12 protein-coding genes and 2 pseudogenes are annotated in these 17,929 nt (G+C 72.2%); 6 read left to right on the top strand and 8 right to left on the bottom strand.

Annotated elements, in window-relative coordinates:
* Positions 1–1,707, top strand: coding sequence for a transglycosylase domain-containing protein (locus ABZ117_RS09180; RefSeq protein WP_356818864.1), 1,707 nt, complete (start codon positions 1–3; stop codon positions 1,705–1,707).
* A 599-nt stretch (positions 1,708–2,306) separates the two neighbouring features.
* Here the strand turns inward: ABZ117_RS09180 and ABZ117_RS09185 are convergent.
* The 4 genes and pseudogenes from ABZ117_RS09185 to ABZ117_RS09200 form a co-directional block, all read right to left on the bottom strand.
* The gene (locus tag ABZ117_RS09185) at positions 2,307–4,985 is read right to left on the bottom strand and encodes an ABC transporter substrate-binding protein (protein ID WP_356818866.1); all 2,679 of its coding nucleotides are present in this window, start codon (positions 4,983–4,985) and stop codon (positions 2,307–2,309) included.
* A 427-nt stretch (positions 4,986–5,412) separates the two neighbouring features.
* Positions 5,413–5,550, bottom strand: a pseudogene (locus ABZ117_RS09190) (nuclear transport factor 2 family protein); the annotation flags it as partial.
* Between the two features lie 159 nt (positions 5,551–5,709).
* Positions 5,710–6,471 carry an alpha/beta hydrolase gene (locus ABZ117_RS09195; protein WP_356818868.1) on the bottom strand — a complete coding sequence of 254 codons (762 nt, stop codon included), beginning with the start codon at positions 6,469–6,471 and terminating at the stop codon, positions 5,710–5,712.
* Between the two features lie 108 nt (positions 6,472–6,579).
* Positions 6,580–8,307, bottom strand: a complete 1,728-nt coding sequence (locus tag ABZ117_RS09200) for an MFS transporter (protein ID WP_356818870.1) — start codon at positions 8,305–8,307, stop codon at positions 6,580–6,582.
* A 182-nt stretch (positions 8,308–8,489) separates the two neighbouring features.
* On the opposite strand from ABZ117_RS09200, the gene ABZ117_RS09205 reads away from it, so the two are divergent.
* Complete coding sequence (locus tag ABZ117_RS09205) at positions 8,490–9,509, top strand: AsnC family transcriptional regulator (RefSeq protein ID WP_356818872.1); 1,020 nt, start codon at positions 8,490–8,492, stop codon at positions 9,507–9,509.
* 263 nt (positions 9,510–9,772) lie between these two features.
* On the opposite strand, the gene ABZ117_RS09210 is transcribed toward ABZ117_RS09205, so the two are convergent.
* The 4 genes and pseudogenes from ABZ117_RS09210 to ABZ117_RS09225 form a co-directional block, all read right to left on the bottom strand.
* The gene (locus ABZ117_RS09210; protein WP_356818873.1) at positions 9,773–10,147 is read right to left on the bottom strand and encodes a hypothetical protein; all 375 of its coding nucleotides are present in this window, start codon (positions 10,145–10,147) and stop codon (positions 9,773–9,775) included.
* 260 nt (positions 10,148–10,407) lie between these two features.
* Positions 10,408–11,189 (bottom strand): annotated as a pseudogene (locus ABZ117_RS09215) (IS5 family transposase).
* 92 nt (positions 11,190–11,281) lie between these two features.
* A complete protein-coding gene (locus tag ABZ117_RS09220; RefSeq protein ID WP_356818875.1) occupies positions 11,282–12,742 on the bottom strand; it encodes an ornithine decarboxylase in 1,461 nt (486 codons plus the stop codon).
* A 277-nt stretch (positions 12,743–13,019) separates the two neighbouring features.
* Positions 13,020–13,196: a hypothetical protein gene (locus ABZ117_RS09225; protein ID WP_356818877.1), complete on the bottom strand. Its 177-nt coding sequence runs from the start codon at positions 13,194–13,196 to the stop codon at positions 13,020–13,022.
* 517 nt (positions 13,197–13,713) lie between these two features.
* On the opposite strand from ABZ117_RS09225, the gene ABZ117_RS09230 reads away from it, so the two are divergent.
* From ABZ117_RS09230 to ABZ117_RS09245, 4 genes are all read left to right on the top strand, one after another.
* Positions 13,714–14,907, top strand: a complete 1,194-nt coding sequence (locus tag ABZ117_RS09230) for a PP2C family protein-serine/threonine phosphatase (RefSeq protein WP_356819366.1) — start codon at positions 13,714–13,716, stop codon at positions 14,905–14,907.
* A gap of 541 nt (positions 14,908–15,448) precedes the next feature.
* Positions 15,449–15,793, top strand: a complete 345-nt coding sequence (locus ABZ117_RS09235; RefSeq protein WP_356818879.1) for a MerR family transcriptional regulator — start codon at positions 15,449–15,451, stop codon at positions 15,791–15,793.
* A gap of 299 nt (positions 15,794–16,092) precedes the next feature.
* Entirely contained in the window at positions 16,093–16,296 is a 204-nt protein-coding gene (locus ABZ117_RS09240; protein WP_007383480.1) for a cold-shock protein, read from the top strand.
* 184 nt (positions 16,297–16,480) lie between these two features.
* Positions 16,481–17,914, top strand: a complete 1,434-nt coding sequence (locus tag ABZ117_RS09245; protein WP_356818881.1) for a DEAD/DEAH box helicase — start codon at positions 16,481–16,483, stop codon at positions 17,912–17,914.
* Positions 17,915–17,929 lie beyond the last annotated feature (15 nt).

Consider the following 17,929-nt stretch of genomic DNA (forward strand, 5'->3'; position numbering starts at 1 on the left):
GTGCACGAGAACGAGAACGACGGGACCGCCGGACCGCGACCGGGAGAGGGGACGAGGGCGGTCCCCCGGCGGGGGAGGCCGGCGCCGCTGCGGACCCGGTTCCGGCGCACCCGCGGCCGGCGGCTCCGCCGGCTGTTCCACGCCCTCCTCACGCTGATCGCGACGCTGTGCGCGGCGGGCGTCGTGGCGTACCACTTGACGACGATCCCGAAGCCGCACCCCGAGACGGTCACCCAGAGCACCGTGTTCCTCGACGCGGACGGGGCCTATCTGGGCCGGCGCGGTCCGGTCGACCGGCAGGACGTCCCGCTCTCCGCGGTCCCCGCGCACGTGCAGGAAGCGGTGATCGCCGCGGAGAACCGCTCCTTCCGCACGGACAGCGGGATCTCGCCGCGGGCCATCGCACGGGCCGCCCTGGCGACGCTGACGGGCGGTGACCCACAGGGCGGCTCCACCATCACCCAGCAGTACGTGAAGAACGCGCTGCTGACCCCGGAGCATTCGCTGTCCCGCAAGGCCCGCGAGGCCCTCATCTCGATCAAACTGGACCGCACCCGCACCAAGGACGAGATCCTCGGGGGCTATCTCAACACCGTGTACTTCGGGCGGGGCGCCGCCGGCATCCAGTCCGCCGCGCGCAACTACTTCGGCGTGGACGCGAAGAGCCTGACGGTCTCCCAAGGCGCTGCGCTGGCGTCCATCATCAACATCCCCTCGTACTACGAGAAGGCGGGCTCCGACCCGAAGGTGACGGCGAAGCTGGAGCACCGCTGGGAGTGGGTGCTCGACGCGATGGTGGCGAGCGGGAGCATCACGGACGAGCAGCGGGCCACGGCGCGGTTCCCGGCGTTCCGGTTCTATCCGCCGGGCGAGACCGAGGGGCAGCGGCAGTACCTGATCGACGTCGCGGCCAAGGAGGCCGCCGACCGGCTCGGCATCGCCGAGGACCAGCTCGCGAGCGGTGGTTACAGCGTGACGACCACCTTCGACCTGACCGCGCAGAACCGTGCCACGCAGCTGGCCGAGGGGAGTTCCGGGGGCGAGCGGGTGCGGGTGCACACCGCCGTCGTGGGGATCGTGCCCGGAGACGGTGCGGTACGGGTGCTGTACGGGGGCTCGGACTACGCGCGGCAGCCGTTCAACGACGCGGTGGACGGGGCGGTGGAGGCGGGGTCGGCCCTGGAGCCGTTCAACGGGGTGCGGCGGGCGGGCGAGCCGCTGCGCGGGCTGCTGAGGACGGCGGCGCCGACTCCGCTGAACCTGGCGTCGGCGTACGCGACGGTGGCGGCGCACGGCCGGTACGCCACCCCGTACACCGTCGCGCGCATCACGCGGGAGGGCCGCACCGTCTACCGGGCCCGTCCCGACGTGCGGCGTGTGCTGGACGCGAAGGAGGCGATGGCGGCGGGCGCACGATCGGGGGCCGGACCGGTGCCCGTCACCGCCGGCCCGGCGGAGGCGAAGGCGTTCGGCCTCGGCGGGGCGGGCGGCGGGACCACCCGGCGAACCGTGTGGAGCTCCGGGTACGACGGCCGGCTCGCCTTGACGGTGGCGCTGTTCGCCGACCGGGCGGGCAGCAGGAAGGGCACGACGGTGCCCGCGCGACTGCCGGACGAGCCGTCGCCGACCAAGTCCGCACAGCGGATGGCGGCGGGGGTCTGGGAGGCTGCCAGGGATGTGCCCCCACGGCGGAGCTTCGGGGACTGACCCTCCTGCGCCGCGGCCCGGAAACCGGCAAGTGAACCAAGGGGCCGAGCGTGGCTGTCCTGAGGAAGCCGCGGCTCTCGGCCCCGCGGCAGAGGATCCCCGTGCGGTGCTCGCAGCGAGTCGGGCCGTCCATGGGCCGTACGACTGCGCAGCGGCACAATGTGGGCATCATGAGGCATGGGGATCGATCTGGAGCTGCACTCGGCACGGCCGGCGCATGCCGACCGGCACAGCCGACCCTGTAGGGGACGCCGCGCCGGCCGGCCCCCGGGATCACGGCGAGGTGGGCCGCGTCCAGGTCCGTGGCGAACGACCTGGTCCCTGCCCATGGTGAGGTTCATGCCCAGCGTGATCCGGGGCCACGGGATCAGCTGTCCTTCGGAGCCGGACTCGTGCTGGTACAGGCCGTCCGTGCGGAACTCCAGCCAGTGGCCCTTGCCGGTGTCCCCCACCACCCAGCGGCCGTCACACAGTTCCAGCGGTCCCAGAGTCGTACTCGTATCCCCCGTCGGCTCATTGGATCGCGTGCCCCGGGGCCACGGCCGCTGTCTCCGTGACCTCGGGGGGCCGTGGTGGGCGCCGGTGCGGGGCGCGGGCGGTCAGCCCGAGCAGGGCGGTCCCTGGGCCTCGCTCGACTGGTGCTGGTCGTAGGCGCCGCAGGCGAGGACGGCCTTCGGCTCGTCGCCGGTCTGGCGCAGCAGTACCAGGGTCTTGTCGCTGGGCGGGGCGTTGGCGCCGTCGTAGGACACGTAACCGGTGGCCCCGTTGAAGGCGATGCCGGCTTGGAGCACCAGCAGGACGGACTTGCGCTCGATGTCCGGGTCGGCCAGTCCGGCCTGGCGGACCGCCTCGGAGAGGACGTGGAAGGCGTCGTAGGAGACCGCGGAGTGGCCGTCCTGCCGCCAGGGGTCCGTGCCCGGGGCGGTGGCCTTCACATAGGCGTCGTAGTCGGCGACGAACTGCCGGGTCCTGTCGCCGGCGCCCGGGTCGTCGGTCGGCAGCCGGTGTGCGGAGTAGTACAGGCGCAGCCAGTCCTTGTCGGCGAAGGCGCCGGTCTGCGCCACGTTGGTCAGCTCGTTGCCGCCGAGGACCGTCACGTCGCGCGAGGTGCATGTCCCTGCGGTGTCCATGGAGTTGATGAGGGCGGTGAAGTCCTTGGCCCGCGCCGACCAGTACACCACCGAGTCCGGCCGGTCCCCCAGCGCGTCGCACAGCGCCCGGGCCAGCGGGTCGGCGCCGTGCTCGCTGACCGCGCCACTCAGCGGAGCGGCGCCGAAGACGCCCTCCTGGTTGAAGTCGAACACCTGGTGGGTGCCGTGGAAGTCGCCGACGAACCGGCGGGCGAGGCTGTCGCTGTAGAGGTCCGCGGAGCTCTCGATCACGATCGCGTTGCGGGCCGGGGTGCAGCGGTCCTCGTGACCGGGCTGGGCCACGATGTTCTCGGTGGCCGCGAAGTCCGCCTCGATCCTGGCCTCGCGGGAGTTGAACGGCGTGGACGGCCAGTAGGTCAGCGCGGCGGAGCCGGTGAGCATCTCGTCGGCGGTCGCGGTGGTGCCGATCGTGGGGATGCGCGCGTCGCCCAGCACGCGTAGGGCCGCCTGGGTCTCGCGGCGGCTCTGCGCGAAGCCCAGCACCCCGACGACCCGGTCGGACGCCGGGACGCCGCCCTCGTCCGCCACCTCCGCGGCGAGCTTCCGTGCCGCGCTCTCGGCGTCACGGAAGGCGACTCCGGCCCCGCGAACGTCGACGCGCAGGGGTATCAGGGAGTCGTCGGCGGCGGCCTCGCGGTTCAGTTTCTCCTGCCATATCGCGATGCCGCGCAGCTCCGGGATCGTCCCGTCGAAGCGGGTCTCGTCGTCGGTCGTCGGCGGGTCGGACACGAAGGCGACGACCGTCCGCACGGTGCGGCCCTGGGCGGCGTACTGCCCGACGCGGGCGTTCTGGCGGTCGATGGTCCGCACGGCCGCCTTGTACCAGGCGGTGGCGTGCACCGGCACCGGTTGGGTCGGGGCGGCCTCCGCCACGGAGCCGGTACCGCCGAGGCAGTCGCGGGGCGGGGGGAAGAGGACCGGCCGGAGCAGCAGTCCCCCCGCGAGCAGGGCGAGTACGGTCACCCCGCCCACGACCGCGGTCGGGACGTACCGGCTGAACCTGAACGTCCGCGGCCCGACGGGCAGGACGGGTACGCCGCGTGCGGCCAGGTCGGCTGCGGAGACGGTGACCAGGACCGGGGGTTCGCCGTCGGCGGCGTCGGCGGCGAGCCGGACACTCGCCTCCGGCCACGTGCTCTCCGCCGGATCGCCCAGTTCCCGCAGCAGGTCCTCGGAGGGGACGCCCACGGCGACGACGAGCGGGCCCGGCGGTCCGGCGGTGGCCCGGGCCCGGCGCAGCGAACGCAGGAAGCGCTCGGCGGCGCGGGCACCCGGCTCTCCCGGCGGGGGCAGTTCCAGGAAGAGGACCGGGCGGCTGGTCCTGCGGCGCCGGCCGGGCAGGATGCGGCCGATCGCGGGCCGGCCCAGGTCCTCCAGCAGGGCGCGCAGGACGAGCCAGTCGAACTCCTGGAGCGCCTCCTCCTGGGACGCGCCGTCCGCGAGCTGGACGGAGCGCTCGGCGGCCACGTGGTCCATCACCCGGAAGAGGTTGTTGCTGCCCTGGGCCACCGGTTCCGCGCCGAGCCAGCCGCGCATCACCTTGCGGGAGGTGCGGTGGGCCCAGATCCGTCGTGGGAGCAGCTGGACGAACGACAGCCAGCTGAGACCGGCCAGGAAACCGGCGATCCCGTCGAGGGCCGGCCCCTCCATCCTGGTGAAGGCCAGCGCACCGCCGCGCTGGGCCCGCTGCTCACCGGCGTAGGTCCGCAGCTCCGCTTCCTGGTTCGCGTTCGTCACCCACTCCTCCGGGTGCCGCCTGATGTACTCCACCAGGTCGCACATGACGCGGAAGTGCGGGAAGCGGTCGGGAGTCATGTGCTGCGGGGCACTGCGGTACAGCTGCGTGCCGGCGCCGGCGGACAGCAGCCGGGCGTCGGCTCCGTCACCGGTCCCCGCCGGCAGGTGGGCGAACGGCACCCGCTGCCGCAGCGCTCCGGCCAGAGCGGCGACGACGCGGTCCACACCGGTCCGGTACGACTCGCGCGGTACGCGCAGGAGGAACAGCGGCGGACTGGTCTCCAGCCTCGCCCGGTTCTCGTACGTGGGGGCCACGGTCACCCGGAACTCACGGACGAACGCGGTGGCTTGGTCGTTGGGGAACCTGGGACTGTCGAGTGGTGCGGTCATGCGGAACTTCCCCCGTGTTCGACCTGCACGACGTGCGCCGGGAATCGGCGCCGGCTCCTGGCCATCTGCTGCGCCCACGCGTCCAGTCGGGGGACAGAAGGTGAGAGGAGGAGGCCGAGGAGCCGAAGTTGAAGGATACCGTCGGTGTGGCAGGCGTCACAATGGGTGGTCGGAAGCGTTCCGGCGGACCGCGCATGCGCCCTCTGCTCCCTACATGTGCGCCCCCTCTGTCCCGGGTTGCCCCACGGCGGTGACCGACGCTCCCGCGGGTCACCCGTCCAGGTCACACGGTGTACAGGGCGGCTGCGAACTGCGGAAGCGCGGCGAGCAGCATGAAGGTGCCCCGCCGCAGCCGGCGGTGAGCGCCCCGTCGCCGCCACGGCCGCGGGCAGCCGGCGTACGGGACGCTCGCACCGGCCCGGCGGCACGTCAGATACGAGACCGCCCGCGCAGTCGCCTCGGACTCCACCGTGACCAGGATGTTCGTCATCCGACGACGCGACAGCCTGTCCGCCGGGCGAGAGGCGAAATAGGCGCGCAGAGCCTCGCGCCCCTCAATGGATTTTCGCGAAGCCTCATCACCGGCCAGCAACCAGACGCAGGTCAGGGGCGGGTACTGAGGTGACGCACGTGCGGGCCCCACTGGTCAAGGACGGGTGCCGCGCACCAATGGCACAGCGGCATGCTGCCGTGCCCGAGCGCTGCCTCGGGGTTGTGGGGCCGTTCAGCCCTTGCGGGACGACATGGAGGTGACCGCCTTGGAGCCGATCCGGCCCAGGAGCGCAGCCAGTTCGGTGGGCGCGGACAGGAATGGGGAGTGGCCGGTGTTCAGGCGCTCGACCTGTGTGGCGCGGGTGGACATCCGCTCCTGCAATGCGGGCGGGAGTGCCCTGTCGTCCTCGCAGAGCACATAGGTGGAGGGCACCGTCCGCCAGGCCGCCCGGGTCACCCGTTGCTGGAAGGAGCGCAGGCTCTGCGTGACGAGCCGGCTGACGGCGTCCTCGGCCTGCCCGTCGGGCAGGTCCCCGAACAGCGCGGTGCGGGGGTCGTCGAAGACGACGGGGGCTGTGCCGCGCAGATCCTCGGCCGCGTCGCCGCCGTGACCGTGCACGCTGAGCAGGGACTCTCCCTCCTCGGGCAGATACGCCGCCAGGTAGACGAGGTGAGCGGCGGCAGGAAGGCCGGCGGCGGCCTGGGTAACCGGGAGGCCGCCGTAGGAATGGCCGACGACGATCACCGGACCGTCTGCCTGCCGCAGATGACCGGCTATCGCATCGGCGTCGTCGTACATCCCGGCGGCGGGTGTGCGCTGCGGTCCGGCACTGGGCAGGTCCACCGTCCGGGCCGTCCAGCCGTCGGCCGCAAGGGCCTTCCGTAGGAGGTCCCAGCACTCTGACCGGTGCCAGGCCCCGTGGACCAGGAGGAACGAGGGGCGCGGTGCGGTGGTGGGGAAGGCGTCGGCAGTGGCCGTTGCATCGGTGGACATGATCAGACTCCTGAAGTGTTCGGTGAAACGCATGCCGGCAGAGGTGGGCCGGATGTGGGGTGCAGCCGTCGGCGGTTCGGCCGCGTGGGCGGCTCGCGGAGACGGGCTCTAGCTTTGCTGCGCCGTGCCCGCCTCCAGCCGGGGACCGCCGCCGTGCTCCCTGCCGTCGCCAGCCGCCGCGCGTCGGCCGGTTTCCACGCCCTCGGGGTCATCCGGGCCTTGCCAGCCATCTTTCGCGCTCTGACCGGCATCGTCTTTCGGCGTGCCCTGCTCGCGGGCGGTGGCGTGCCCCGCGGCGGTCCCGTGCGACGGCCGTACGAAGAACAGGACGATCAGTCCGCCGAGCGCTGCCGCCAGTGCCGAGGTCAAGAACACCCGATCGAGGCCGGTGGCGAACGCCGTGTGCACCAACTGGTGAACCGCGCCCCGGTCGGCGGCGGGCGCCGCGTCCACCAGGCGTCGGGCCTGCCCGGCGGCCAGTGCCGAGGCACCCTTCTGCGGATCCCGCACCGTGCCGGTCCCGGCGAGCACAGCGGCCGCCCGGCTCGTGAAGACCGTGCCGAAGACCGCGATGGCCAGGGTCATGCCCAGCTGACGGAACGTGTTGACAGCCCCGCCGGCCATCCCTGCCTGCTGCGTCGGCACGGAGGAGGTGGCAGCCGAGACCAGCACCGGCGTGGCCAGGCCGACGCCGGTCCCGGTGACCGCGAGCCCTCCCATGAGTGCGGTCTGCCCCGCGTCGGCCGTCATACCCGCACGCAGGACCAGCATGCCTACCGCGACGGACAGGAGTCCGACGCCGATCGGCAGATGCGGTGCCAGCCGCTGGAGATGACGGCCGGCCACGGCGGCCACGAGGAACGAAGCACCGGCCAGCGGGGTGAGGGCGAGGCCCGCCCCGACCGGGCTGAGGCCCAGCATGGACTGCAGCCACAGGGAGACCAGCACCAGGCAGCCGAAGGCGCCGCCCTGCAGCAGCAGCGCACCGCTCATCAAGGCGGCGAACGAGGGGCGGCGCAGCAGCGCGAGGTCCAGTATCGGGACGCCCCCGCGTCGCGCTGTACGGTGCTCGATCACCACGAACGCCATGAGAGCCGAGGCGGTGACGGCGAAGGTCGTCAGGGTCTCGACCGAGGCCCAGCCCACCTCCCCGCCACGGATGAGCCCACAGGTGAGTGTGGCCGCGGCGATGGTGAAGGCCGTCGCACCGGGGATGTCGACACGGGCCCGGGTCCCGCCGAGCCGCACACCGTGGCCCGAGGTCCCGACGAGCTGGTAGGCGGGTCGGTCGGCACGCACCACCCGCAGCGTCGTGGTGATGGCGACAGCGGCGATCGGAAGGTTGACCCAGAAGATGGTCGGCCAGCTGAAATGCTCGGTGAGCAGCCCGCCGAGCAGAGGCCCCGCGGCTGCGGCGGCTCCGTTGGCCGCGCCCCACACGCCGAAGGCCGTACCCCGGTCCCTGCCCTGGTAGGAAGTCAGCAGCAGGGCGGGAGCGGTGGCGAACATCGCGGCGCCGCCGACGCCCTGCACCACGCGGGCTGCGATCAGCACCTCCGCGTCGGGGGCGAGGCCGCACGCCAGAGAGGCCAGGCCGAAGACACCCAGACCGCAGACGTAGGAACGCCGTTGGCCGAAGCGGTCCGCGAGGGAACCCGAGGCCAGCAGCAGGGCGGCGAGCGCCAGGGCATAGCCGTCGATCACCCATTGCAGGGAGGTGAAGGAAGCGCCGAGATCGGCAGCCATGCTGGGCAGTGCGACGTTCACGATCGTCACGTCCACCAGCAGGATGAAGGCGCCCAAGCAGATCGCCGTCAGGGGCCACCATTTGCGCATGTCGAATTCTCCGTTCGGATTGAGCAGGTGTTCCGGGACCGAGTCCCGACCGTGGTCCGGCCGGGCGAACTGCGGCGGGCCGAGCCGGCCGGCGGGTGATCCCGCGAAACAGCTTCGAGCCCTCACAGGCGATATCGTGAGTCAGAATGCTCGTCATGCGCGGATCCGACAGAATGGCCCCCATGGCGACCTATCTCGACACTCCGGGCCATGAGTACCGCAGTCTGTCGGAAGAAGACATGGAGCTCGTGCACGCGCTGCAGATCAACGGGCGGGCCTCGTTCCGGGAGATCGCCGACGTCCTCGGAATCTCCGACCAGACCGCCGCGCGCCGCTGGGCACGGCTGCGGTCCGCCGGGAAGCTCCGGGTCCTCGGCCTGACCGATCCGCTACGGCTGGGGGACTCTGTCTGGCTCGTGCGCGTACGGTGCACGCCGGATGCCGCGTCCTCCCTCGGGAAGGCGATGGCACGGCGCACGGACACCACCTGGGTCAACCTGGATTCGGGCGGCACCGAGATCTCCTGCTCGGTACGCACCCGCAGCCCCGGGCCGGAGGAGTCCCCGCTCCTGCAGAAGCTGCCGCGCACACCACAAGTGGTGGACCTGTCCGCGCACTGCTCACTGCACGTCTTCTTCGGCCGCGACCTCGGCCCGATCAACAAGCGCGGCCCGCTGACGGCCGCACAGGTCGCGGCGCTCACGCCCCCTGACACACCGGACCGGGCCACGGACGCCACTCCACCGGTGCCCCTGGACGACAGCGACCGGCAACTACTCGACCTGCTGGCCCGGGACGGGAGGGCCGCAACGGCAGACCTGGCCGCCGTGACCGGTCTGTCCCCCTCCACCGTGCGCCGGCGCATCACCGAACTCAGATCGGCCGGCGCCCTGTATTTCGACATCGAGTACCACCCCGACATCCTCCAGCAGGACTTCCGGGCCGCCCTCTGGCTGGAGATCGATCCGTCCCGCCTCGCCGAGGCGGGAGCGGCACTCGCCGCACACCCCGAAGTCGCCTACGCCACCGCCACGACGGGCACGGCGAACCTCTACGCCAGTATCGACGTGGCGACCGCCCAGCTCTTCTACCGCTACCTCACCGAGTCGGTCGCGACCCTCCCCGGCCTCCGTCACACAGCGACCGCCCCCATCCAACGCACTCTCAAAGGACCCGGTCCCTACCTCCCGACGACGGTGTGAACGACGACCGGCATTCGCCGCCCCGCGCCGCTTGGGGATGGGCCACGGCCGGCGCGGGGCGGCGAGCGGCGGTCATCGTCCGGCCATAGCTGGCGGAACGGCACCGCGTCGAACGGGTGGCGGGGCGGGCGCCCTCAGACCTGCGGCAGCGTGACCGGGGGCGGCATGACCCGGCTCTCGGCATAGCGCTGCCGGAAGCGCTCGTGGGCCGGCTGAGCGCGGTTCTCGTGAACATAGCCAGGCCCGCCGCCCGCAGATCGGCGTCAGGCAGTGAGGACGTGCCGTAGCTCGCGTACGGCGCGTTCGCGGTGGTGTCCGGCCTCGTACAGGTCGAGGGCGCGGCGGCGGACCAGGCCGGTGCGGTAGTCGGCGGGCAGTGCTGTCAGGGCGGCGGCCGTACGACGGCACGCCTGTTCGGTGTCGCCGTCGTGATGGGAGCATGCCGCGGCGTCGATGTTCAGCAGGGTGCGGGTCATGGTGCAGGTCGGCGCGGACAGCTCCAGGGCGCGCTCCTGGCTGACGTGGGCGAGGCGGGTGTCCCCGAGTGTGGTGAAGGCGTGGCTGAGGTGGACGAGGTGCTTTTGCTCGCCGTACGTGAGCCAGGTGTCCGACCGCTCGCTCTCGGGGAGCCGGTCCATGAGGGCGTCGGCGGCCTCGAGTGGAGCGCTGGGCGCGGTGCCACGGTGTGGACGCCCCGCAGCGCCTTGCTGAGGCGGAAGACCTGGCGGACGCGGTCACACGGGAGATCACCCCCGGAGACCCCCCCCCTCGCCGGGACCCGGGACAAGACACCGTGCCATCGATCGCAGGTTATTACCACTCGTGAACGCCCTGTGGGCGTGACGTCTGCTACAACCGTTCGTTGCACGAGACGGCACCTAGGAGTTGTCTTCGATTGTCACGCCCACATCAGGAGCGATGCGAGGGCGACGGTTGCCTGGTAGGACTCGGCGGTCTTGTCGTAGCGGGTCGCGATGCCGCGCCACTGCTTGAGGCGGTTGAAGCAACGTTCGACCACGTTGCGCCGTTTGTGGAGCTGCTTGTCGAAGGTCGGCGGGCGTCCGCCTCGGCTGCCGCGGCGGAGCCGGTTGCGTACCTGGTCGGCTCGCTCGGGGATGGTGTGGGGGATGCCGCGCCGTCGCAGCCAGGTGCGGATGGCCCGGGAGCTGTAGCCCTTGTCGCCCAGCACGTGGGCGGGCCGCGTGCGGGGCCGTCCCGGGCCGATGCGGGGCACTCGTATCGCTTCCATCACGGCGGTGAACTGGGTGCAGTCGTTGGCGTTGCCGCCCGTGAGCGTGAAGGCGAGTGGGCGGCCGATACTGTCGCAGACCAGGTGGAGTTTGCTGGTCAGGCCGCCTCTGGAGCGTCCGAGGCCGGGGCTGCGAAGCCCCCTTTTCTGGCCCCGGCGGCGTGCTGGTGGGCGCGGACGATGGTGGAGTCGACCGACACCAGCCAGTCGATGTCCCCAGCCGCGTCGGCGTGCGCCTGGGCGGCCCGGAGCATGCGCTCGAAGGTGCCGTCCAGCGCCCACCGGCGAAAGCGGGTGTGCAGCGTGGCCCACGGGCCGTACCGCTCCGGCACGTCCCGCCAGGCCGTCCCGGTGCGGAACTTCCACTCGATCCTGTTGAGCACCTTACGGTCGTCCAGCCGCTTCCGCTCCCGCAAGGATGCAGGCAGCAGCGGGCGGACGAACTCTCAATCGACATCAGACAGTTCATGGCGACGTATCACCCGACCATGATCCGCCACTCAAGATCTTTTGCAGACACGGCCTAGCGCGCCGTCACCCGAAAAGATGTTGCCGTGGGGTCGGCGGCGTCCGGGAGGAGCATGCCTGCTTCGGCGCCGCTTCGCAGGTAGTCGATGACGGCCGGTGTGATGACTTCTCCGGGGGTGATGACGGGGACGCCGGGCGGGTAGGGGCTGATGGTCTCGGCCGCGATGCGTCCGGCGGCCCGGTCGGCGGGGACGTGTTCCGCGGGGGCGAAGTAGGCGTCGCGGGGGCGCATGGCCTGCTCGAGCTGGAGCGCGCGTGGTTCGGGGAGACGGACCCGGGGCCGCTTCCCGATGGTGCCGGCGTGGTCGGCCAGGCGGTGCAGGGAGTCGATGAACAGGTTCTCGGTGCGTTCGTCGTCCGCGTGGGTGATCTGCCCGCTGATCCGGCAGGTGTCGGAGGATCCGACGTCGACGTGGCAGTGGGCGCGCAGCCACTCGGCGGCCTGCATGCCGCTGATGCCGAGGTCCCGGACGTCGATGGTGATCTTCAGCAGGTCCAGTTCCGCGGTCAGGCCCTGGTCGACCACCTCCTGGCCCATCAGGCGCAGGCCGGGCAGGGCGGTGACGGCCTTGCGGATGCGGCTCGCGCGGTCCAGCGCCGCGTCCAGCAGCCCGTGTCCGTGCTGGACCATCTGGCGACGCCATCCGTCGAGGGTGGCGTACACCAGGGAGGAGGAGCTGGTGGTGCCCAGCAGATCCTCACGCTGCTCGAGCACCTCGGGTGAGACCCGGTCGCCTTGCAGGTGGAAGACGGAGCTCTGCTCGATTGCGGCGCCCATCTTGTGGACGCTGGTGACGACGAGGTCCGCGTCGGCGTCCATGCCCCAGGCCGGCAGGCCGGGGTGGAACGGGAGGTGGGCTCCCCAGGCCTCGTCGACGATCAGCGGGACGTCGCGACCGTGGCAGACGTCGGCGACCCCGCGGATGTCGGCGCACGAGCCCCAGTCCGTCGGGGTGATCAGCAGCATGCCCTTGGCGTCCGGGTGTTCGGCCAGTGCCCGCCGTACGTCGTCCGGCTCCGGCGGGTGCGCGAGGTGCCGTTCGGTGTCGAACTTCGGGTGTACCCAGACCGGTTGCACACCGTTGACGATCACGGCGGCGATCACCGACTTGTGGGCGTTGCGGGAGATGAGGATCTTCTCGCCCGGCCCCGCCACCGCCAGCATCGCCGTCTTCACCGACAGGGAACTGCCGCACGTGGAGAAGAACGCCTGCTCGGCACCGACCGCGTCGGCCATCAGCTCCTGCGCCTGCGCGAGGACCCCTTGCGACTCGCGGCGGTCGTCGAGCCCGTTGAGGGAGAGCACGTCCGACGCGAAGACGCCCTCCCCGACGATGCCGACCACCCGGGGATCGGCTCCGAGACCCTGCTTGTGGCCGGGCGGTCCGTACACCACGTCACCGCGACGCCGGAACTCCTCCAGCGCCTCCAGCACAGGGACACGCGAGTGATCCATCACTGTCCTCCTCATGACGAGCTGAGTCTCTTCCCCGTACGACGGCGCGGTCCGCCCCGCGGCCGGGGCGCAGCGCGCCGTCGTACACCGTCACGCACGGGTTGCACGGGCGCCGGAGCCGAAACGCCGACCGCCGCCGGATCACACCCGGCGGCGATCGGCGTGGTGGCGGTCAGCGTGGGTGGCGGTCGCGGGGGAAGGAGACCGGCGGCGGACGGTGCGCCCGGCCGGCCGGCGCCGCGGGCGGTCCCGTCCCCCGCCGGCGTCCGTACGGACGTCAGCGGCCGGGCCCCGTGTCGCGCAGTTCGTCCGCCGCGGCCCGGTAAGCCTGGGTGGCACGGGTGAAGTAGTCGAAGAGGGTGGTCAGTTGCTCGGACGTGCAGTCGGCGAGGATCTCGCCGGTCTTCCGTCGCGCGGGCGCCATGGCGAGGTCCAGGCCGGCCGGTTCGCCCACCGGTCGCACGACGACCTTGCCCCGGTCTCCGGGGCCGGCCGCGCGGCGGGCGTAGCCGGACTGCTAAAGCCTGTCGATCAACCGGGTGGTCGGACCGGTCGTCAGGCCTGTGCGTTCGGCCACCGAACGGCGGCGCGACGGCAACCGCGTCTCCACGGGCCGCGCGGCCGGCCGGAGTGCTCGACGGCGACGGCCGCACAGCTCCCGTACAAGCCGCGTCCGTACGCTTCGCCGCGCGGCCGGCGCGAACGCGGCCCGCCTCCTCGCGTCGGCCCGCGAACGCTTCACGCTTGCGCCCTTCCGGTGCTGTGTCGCTCCCGTGACCAGGGGGTTCTCCCGGCGCTTGGGCCGTGTCCGCGATCTCGTCCCGCCTGATCCGGCCCCGGCCCGATGCGTCCGGAGCACCTCGCCGGGAGACGGCGGGCGGCTCCCGGACGGCATCCGCGTCCCCCGTCGGTGTGGCCCCCGGCGTGCCACGAGCGGGGTCGGGGCATCCGGGAGGAGGGAGGTGGACGTGGTGGGAGACGAGGGCTTGGGGCTGGGAGAAGTACTGCGGGCCGCCGAGGAGGCGGCGCCGACGGAATCGGTCGACGTCGTCGCCCGGAACCTGGAGAAGCGGTTCGGCGTGCGGGCGGTGTCGTTCTGGCTCGTCGACCTGATAGGGCGGGAGGCCGTGCGGCTGCCGCGCGCCGGTGAGTCCCTGCGCGACGGCGCACAGCGGACCGAGCTGCGGGGCAGCGTGTACGACCAGGTCCTGCGCAGGCAGCGTCTCCACCACGAGTACGACGCCGACGAGGGGTTCCGCGTCATCACGCCGGTGACGAACCGGGGCGACTGCATCGGGGTGCTGGAACTGTGGGTGCCCCGCCTGGACGACGAGGTACGGGAGGAGATCGAGAAGGCAGCGCACGCGCTGGCGTACATCGCGGTCACCGACCGGCGCTTCACCGACCTGTACCACTGGGGAAGACGTACCACCAGCATCAGCCTGGCCGCGGAGATCCAGCACCAGCTGCTGCCCTCGGCCTCCTGCTGCGAGGCCCCGCAGTTCACCCTCGCCGGCGGCCTGCTCCCGGCGGACGAGGTGGGCGGCGACACCTACGACTACACCCTCGACGCCGACGCGCTGCACCTGTCGATCACCGACGCCATGGGGCACGACACCGCGTCCGCCCTGCTGGCCACCCTCACCGTCAACGCCCTGCGCGGCGCCCGGCGCGCCGGGCTCGGCCTCACCGAGCAGGCCCACGCCGCCCATCAGGCGATCCGGACGCACGGCCACGGCATGACCACCGGGCAGCTGCTGCACGTCGAGCTGGACAGCGGGCGCTGCCGGCTGGTCAACGCCGGGCACCCCTGGCCCCTGCGCCTGCGCGACGGGCTGGTGGAGGAGGTCCCCCTGCGGATCAACCTGCCGTTCGGGGTGCCGCTCCCCGTCCGTTACGAGGCGCAGGACATCGACCTGCGCCCCGGTGACCGCCTGCTGCTGCTCACCGACGGCATGTGCGAGCGCGAGGCCGCCACCCTCGACATGGCGGCCCTGCTGCGGGACACCCTCGGCGAGCACCCCCGCGAGGTCGTGCGCGCGCTGGCCGACTCGGTGCACCACGTGTGCGGGGGCGTCCTGGCCGACGACGCCACCATCATGGTCCTGGACTGGCACGGCGCCCAGCTCGGGGAGCGGCACGCGGCCGACGTCGGGTTCTCCTGAGACCTGGCCGCCGGCCGGCTTCTCCTGAGACCTGCCGGCCGGCCGCTGCCCTGCCGGCTGCTGCGGGCCGGGCGCCAGGCGGCTCGTCGCCTACGTCGTCGGCCCGGCCGGACGGGACACCGCGGGCCCCGGTCCGGTCCGGGGCCGCCGGAACCCCGCGGTGGGCCTCGCGGCTGGGCCCGCGGAGCCCGGGTTCTCCGGGCGAACGCCCGGAGAACCCGGTGGGGGCTGCTTTCCCAACCCCTGGACGGCGAGTAACCAGGCTTTGGCCGACGCAACCGGCCGGGTGTCCGCGGGCCGGGCGGCGAGGCCGGTCACCGGCCCCCCGGCACCCCCGTCCGGACCGCTCGCCACGCCGGACGTGCGATGGGTCACTCCGGTGGCGTATCCCCGGCCGGCGCCCGATCGGGGCGGTTTCGGATCACGCGCGTCACGGAGGCCGGAAATCTGTCGGGGCAGCGCCACATATCCGGGCGCGTCGACGTTAGGGTTAGGTCCACCGGGGCGCCAGACGGACCCGCGCCCCCGAAACGAAGGTGCCATGCCCGCCGAGAACTCAACCGCCGGCAACCTCGACGACGACGACTACCCCGCCTACACGATGGGCCGTGCCGCCGACATCCTCGGCACCACGCCCGCGTTCCTGCGCGCCATCGGCGAGGCCAAACTGATCACCCCGCTGCGTTCGGAAGGCGGCCACCGCCGCTACTCCCGGTACCAGCTGCGCATCGCCGCCCGCGCCCGCGAGCTGGTCGACCAGGGCACGCCCGTCGAGGCCGCGTGCCGCATCATCATCCTGGAGGACCAGCTGGAGGAGGCCCTGCGGCTGAACGAGACGATGCGCCACGGGCTGGGCGGCGGCACCGGGGCCGGTGGCGGTCACTGAGCGCCACATTCCCGGTTCCGGACAAATATCTGTCGTCGCCGTTGCAGGATTACCTCCGGGGGGCCGGAAGTTTCTCCGGTCCCGTGGGGTCAGAATTGCCCGCCGACGGGACCCGAATGCAGGAAAGCCTGGGATGCCAGGGGCTGCCTGTGTTACCGTGATAACAGTTGCAGTTTTGATTGCCGGAGACCGCCTGTGAAACTTTCCAGGCATTTCCGGGTCCCCTTGAGGGGTGATCATCGCGGCGACTCGGGTTCTGCACAGTGTGGATCCCGGCACTGCCCCTAGGGAGATTCAATATGGCATCTGGCACCGTGAAGTGGTTCAACGCGGAAAAGGGCTTCGGCTTCATCGAGCAGGACGGCGGCGGCGCCGACGTGTTCGCGCACTACTCGAACATCGCCACCTCCGGCTTCCGCGAGCTTCAGGAGGGCCAGAAGGTGACCTTCGACGTGACGCAGGGCCAGAAGGGCCCGCAGGCCGAGAACATCGTTCCCGCCTGACGCTGACGATTTGCATGTGGTGGGGCCCGCGCTCTTGGGCGCGGGCCCCAGCCCGTTTTCCCCACTTTTTTCTGCCCTCGCCTTTTTGGCTTCCTTTCGGCTTGTTCTTGCGAATTCCGTCGCGGTTCCGCACCGCCGAAACGAATTCCTCGATACGTGCCGCACGCATCGAGGAGGGTTCCGCGTGAGCCGCGCCCAACAGACCCGTCGTACCGGCAACGATCCCGCCCGGTTCCGTTCGCGTAGGACGAGCCCGCAGGGGTCGAGCACCCAGCCACGGCGGGCGCCGCAGGGAGAGTTCGCGCTCCCCGTCAGTCTCACCGAGCCGCTGCCGGCCGTGGAGACGTTCGCCGATCTCGACCTGCCCGCGCCGCTCCGCGCCGCGCTGCTCGCCGAGGGCGTCATCGAGCCCTTCCCGATCCAGGCCGCGACCCTGCCGAACTCATTGGCCGGCCGCGACGTCCTGGGCCGCGGACGCACCGGCTCCGGCAAGACCCTCGCCTTCGGCCTGCCCCTGCTGGCCCGTCTGCACGGCCAGCGGGCCGAGCCCAGGCAGCCGCTCGGCCTCATCCTCGTACCCACCCGGGAACTGGCCCAGCAGGTCACGGACGCACTCACCCCCTACGCGCGGGCGCTGCGCCTGCGGCCGGCCACCGTCGTCGGCGGCATGTCGATCGGCCGGCAGGCCGCCGCGCTGCGCGCCGGTGCCGAGGTCGTCGTCGCCACCCCCGGGCGGCTCAAGGACCTCGTCGACCGGGGTGACTGCCGCCTGGACCGCGTGGGCGTGACCGTCCTGGACGAGGCCGACCAGATGACCGACATGGGCTTCATGCCCCAGGTCACCGGCCTGCTCGACCAGGTACGCCCCGACGGCCAGCGGCTGCTGTTCTCGGCCACGCTGGACCGCAACATCGACAAGCTGGTCCGCCGTTACCTGCACGACCCCGTGGTGCACTCCGTCGACCCGTCGGCGGGCACGGTCACCACCATGGAGCACCACCTGCTCCACGTGCACGACGACGACAAGCACAGCACCGCCACCGAGATCGCCGCCCGCGACGGCCGCGTGATCATGTTCCTGGACACCAAGCACGCGGCGGAACGCCTCGCCCGGCACCTGCTGTCGGTCGGCGTCCGGGCCTCGGCCCTGCACGGCGGCAAGTCCCAGCCCCAGCGGACCCGCACGCTCGACCAGTTCAAGGACGGGCACGTCACGGTCCTGGTCGCCACCAACGTCGCCGCCCGCGGCATCCACGTCGACAACGTCGACCTCGTCGTGAACTTCGACCCGCCCGGCGACCACAAGGACTACCTGCACCGTGGCGGCCGTACCGCCCGGGCCGGCGAGTCCGGCACCGTCGTCACGCTCGTCCTGCCGCACCAGCGGCGCACGATGAACCGCCTCATGGCCGACGCCGGCATCACCGCCCAGGCCACGCAGGTCCGCCCCGGCGAGCCCGAGCTGAGCCGCATCACCGGCGCCCGGACCCCCTCCGGCGTGCCCGTCGTCCTCGCCACGCCGGCGGCCGAGCGCCCCGAGCACGCGGGTTCCGCCGGACGTCCCCGCGGCGGGCGGGCGAGGCGCGCACGGCGTCCCGGTTCCGGCCGGACCCGTTGACCGTCCGCACCCCGG

Source organism: Streptomyces sp. NPDC006309, assembly GCF_040613095.1.
Lineage (GTDB): Bacteria > Actinomycetota > Actinomycetes > Streptomycetales > Streptomycetaceae > Streptomyces.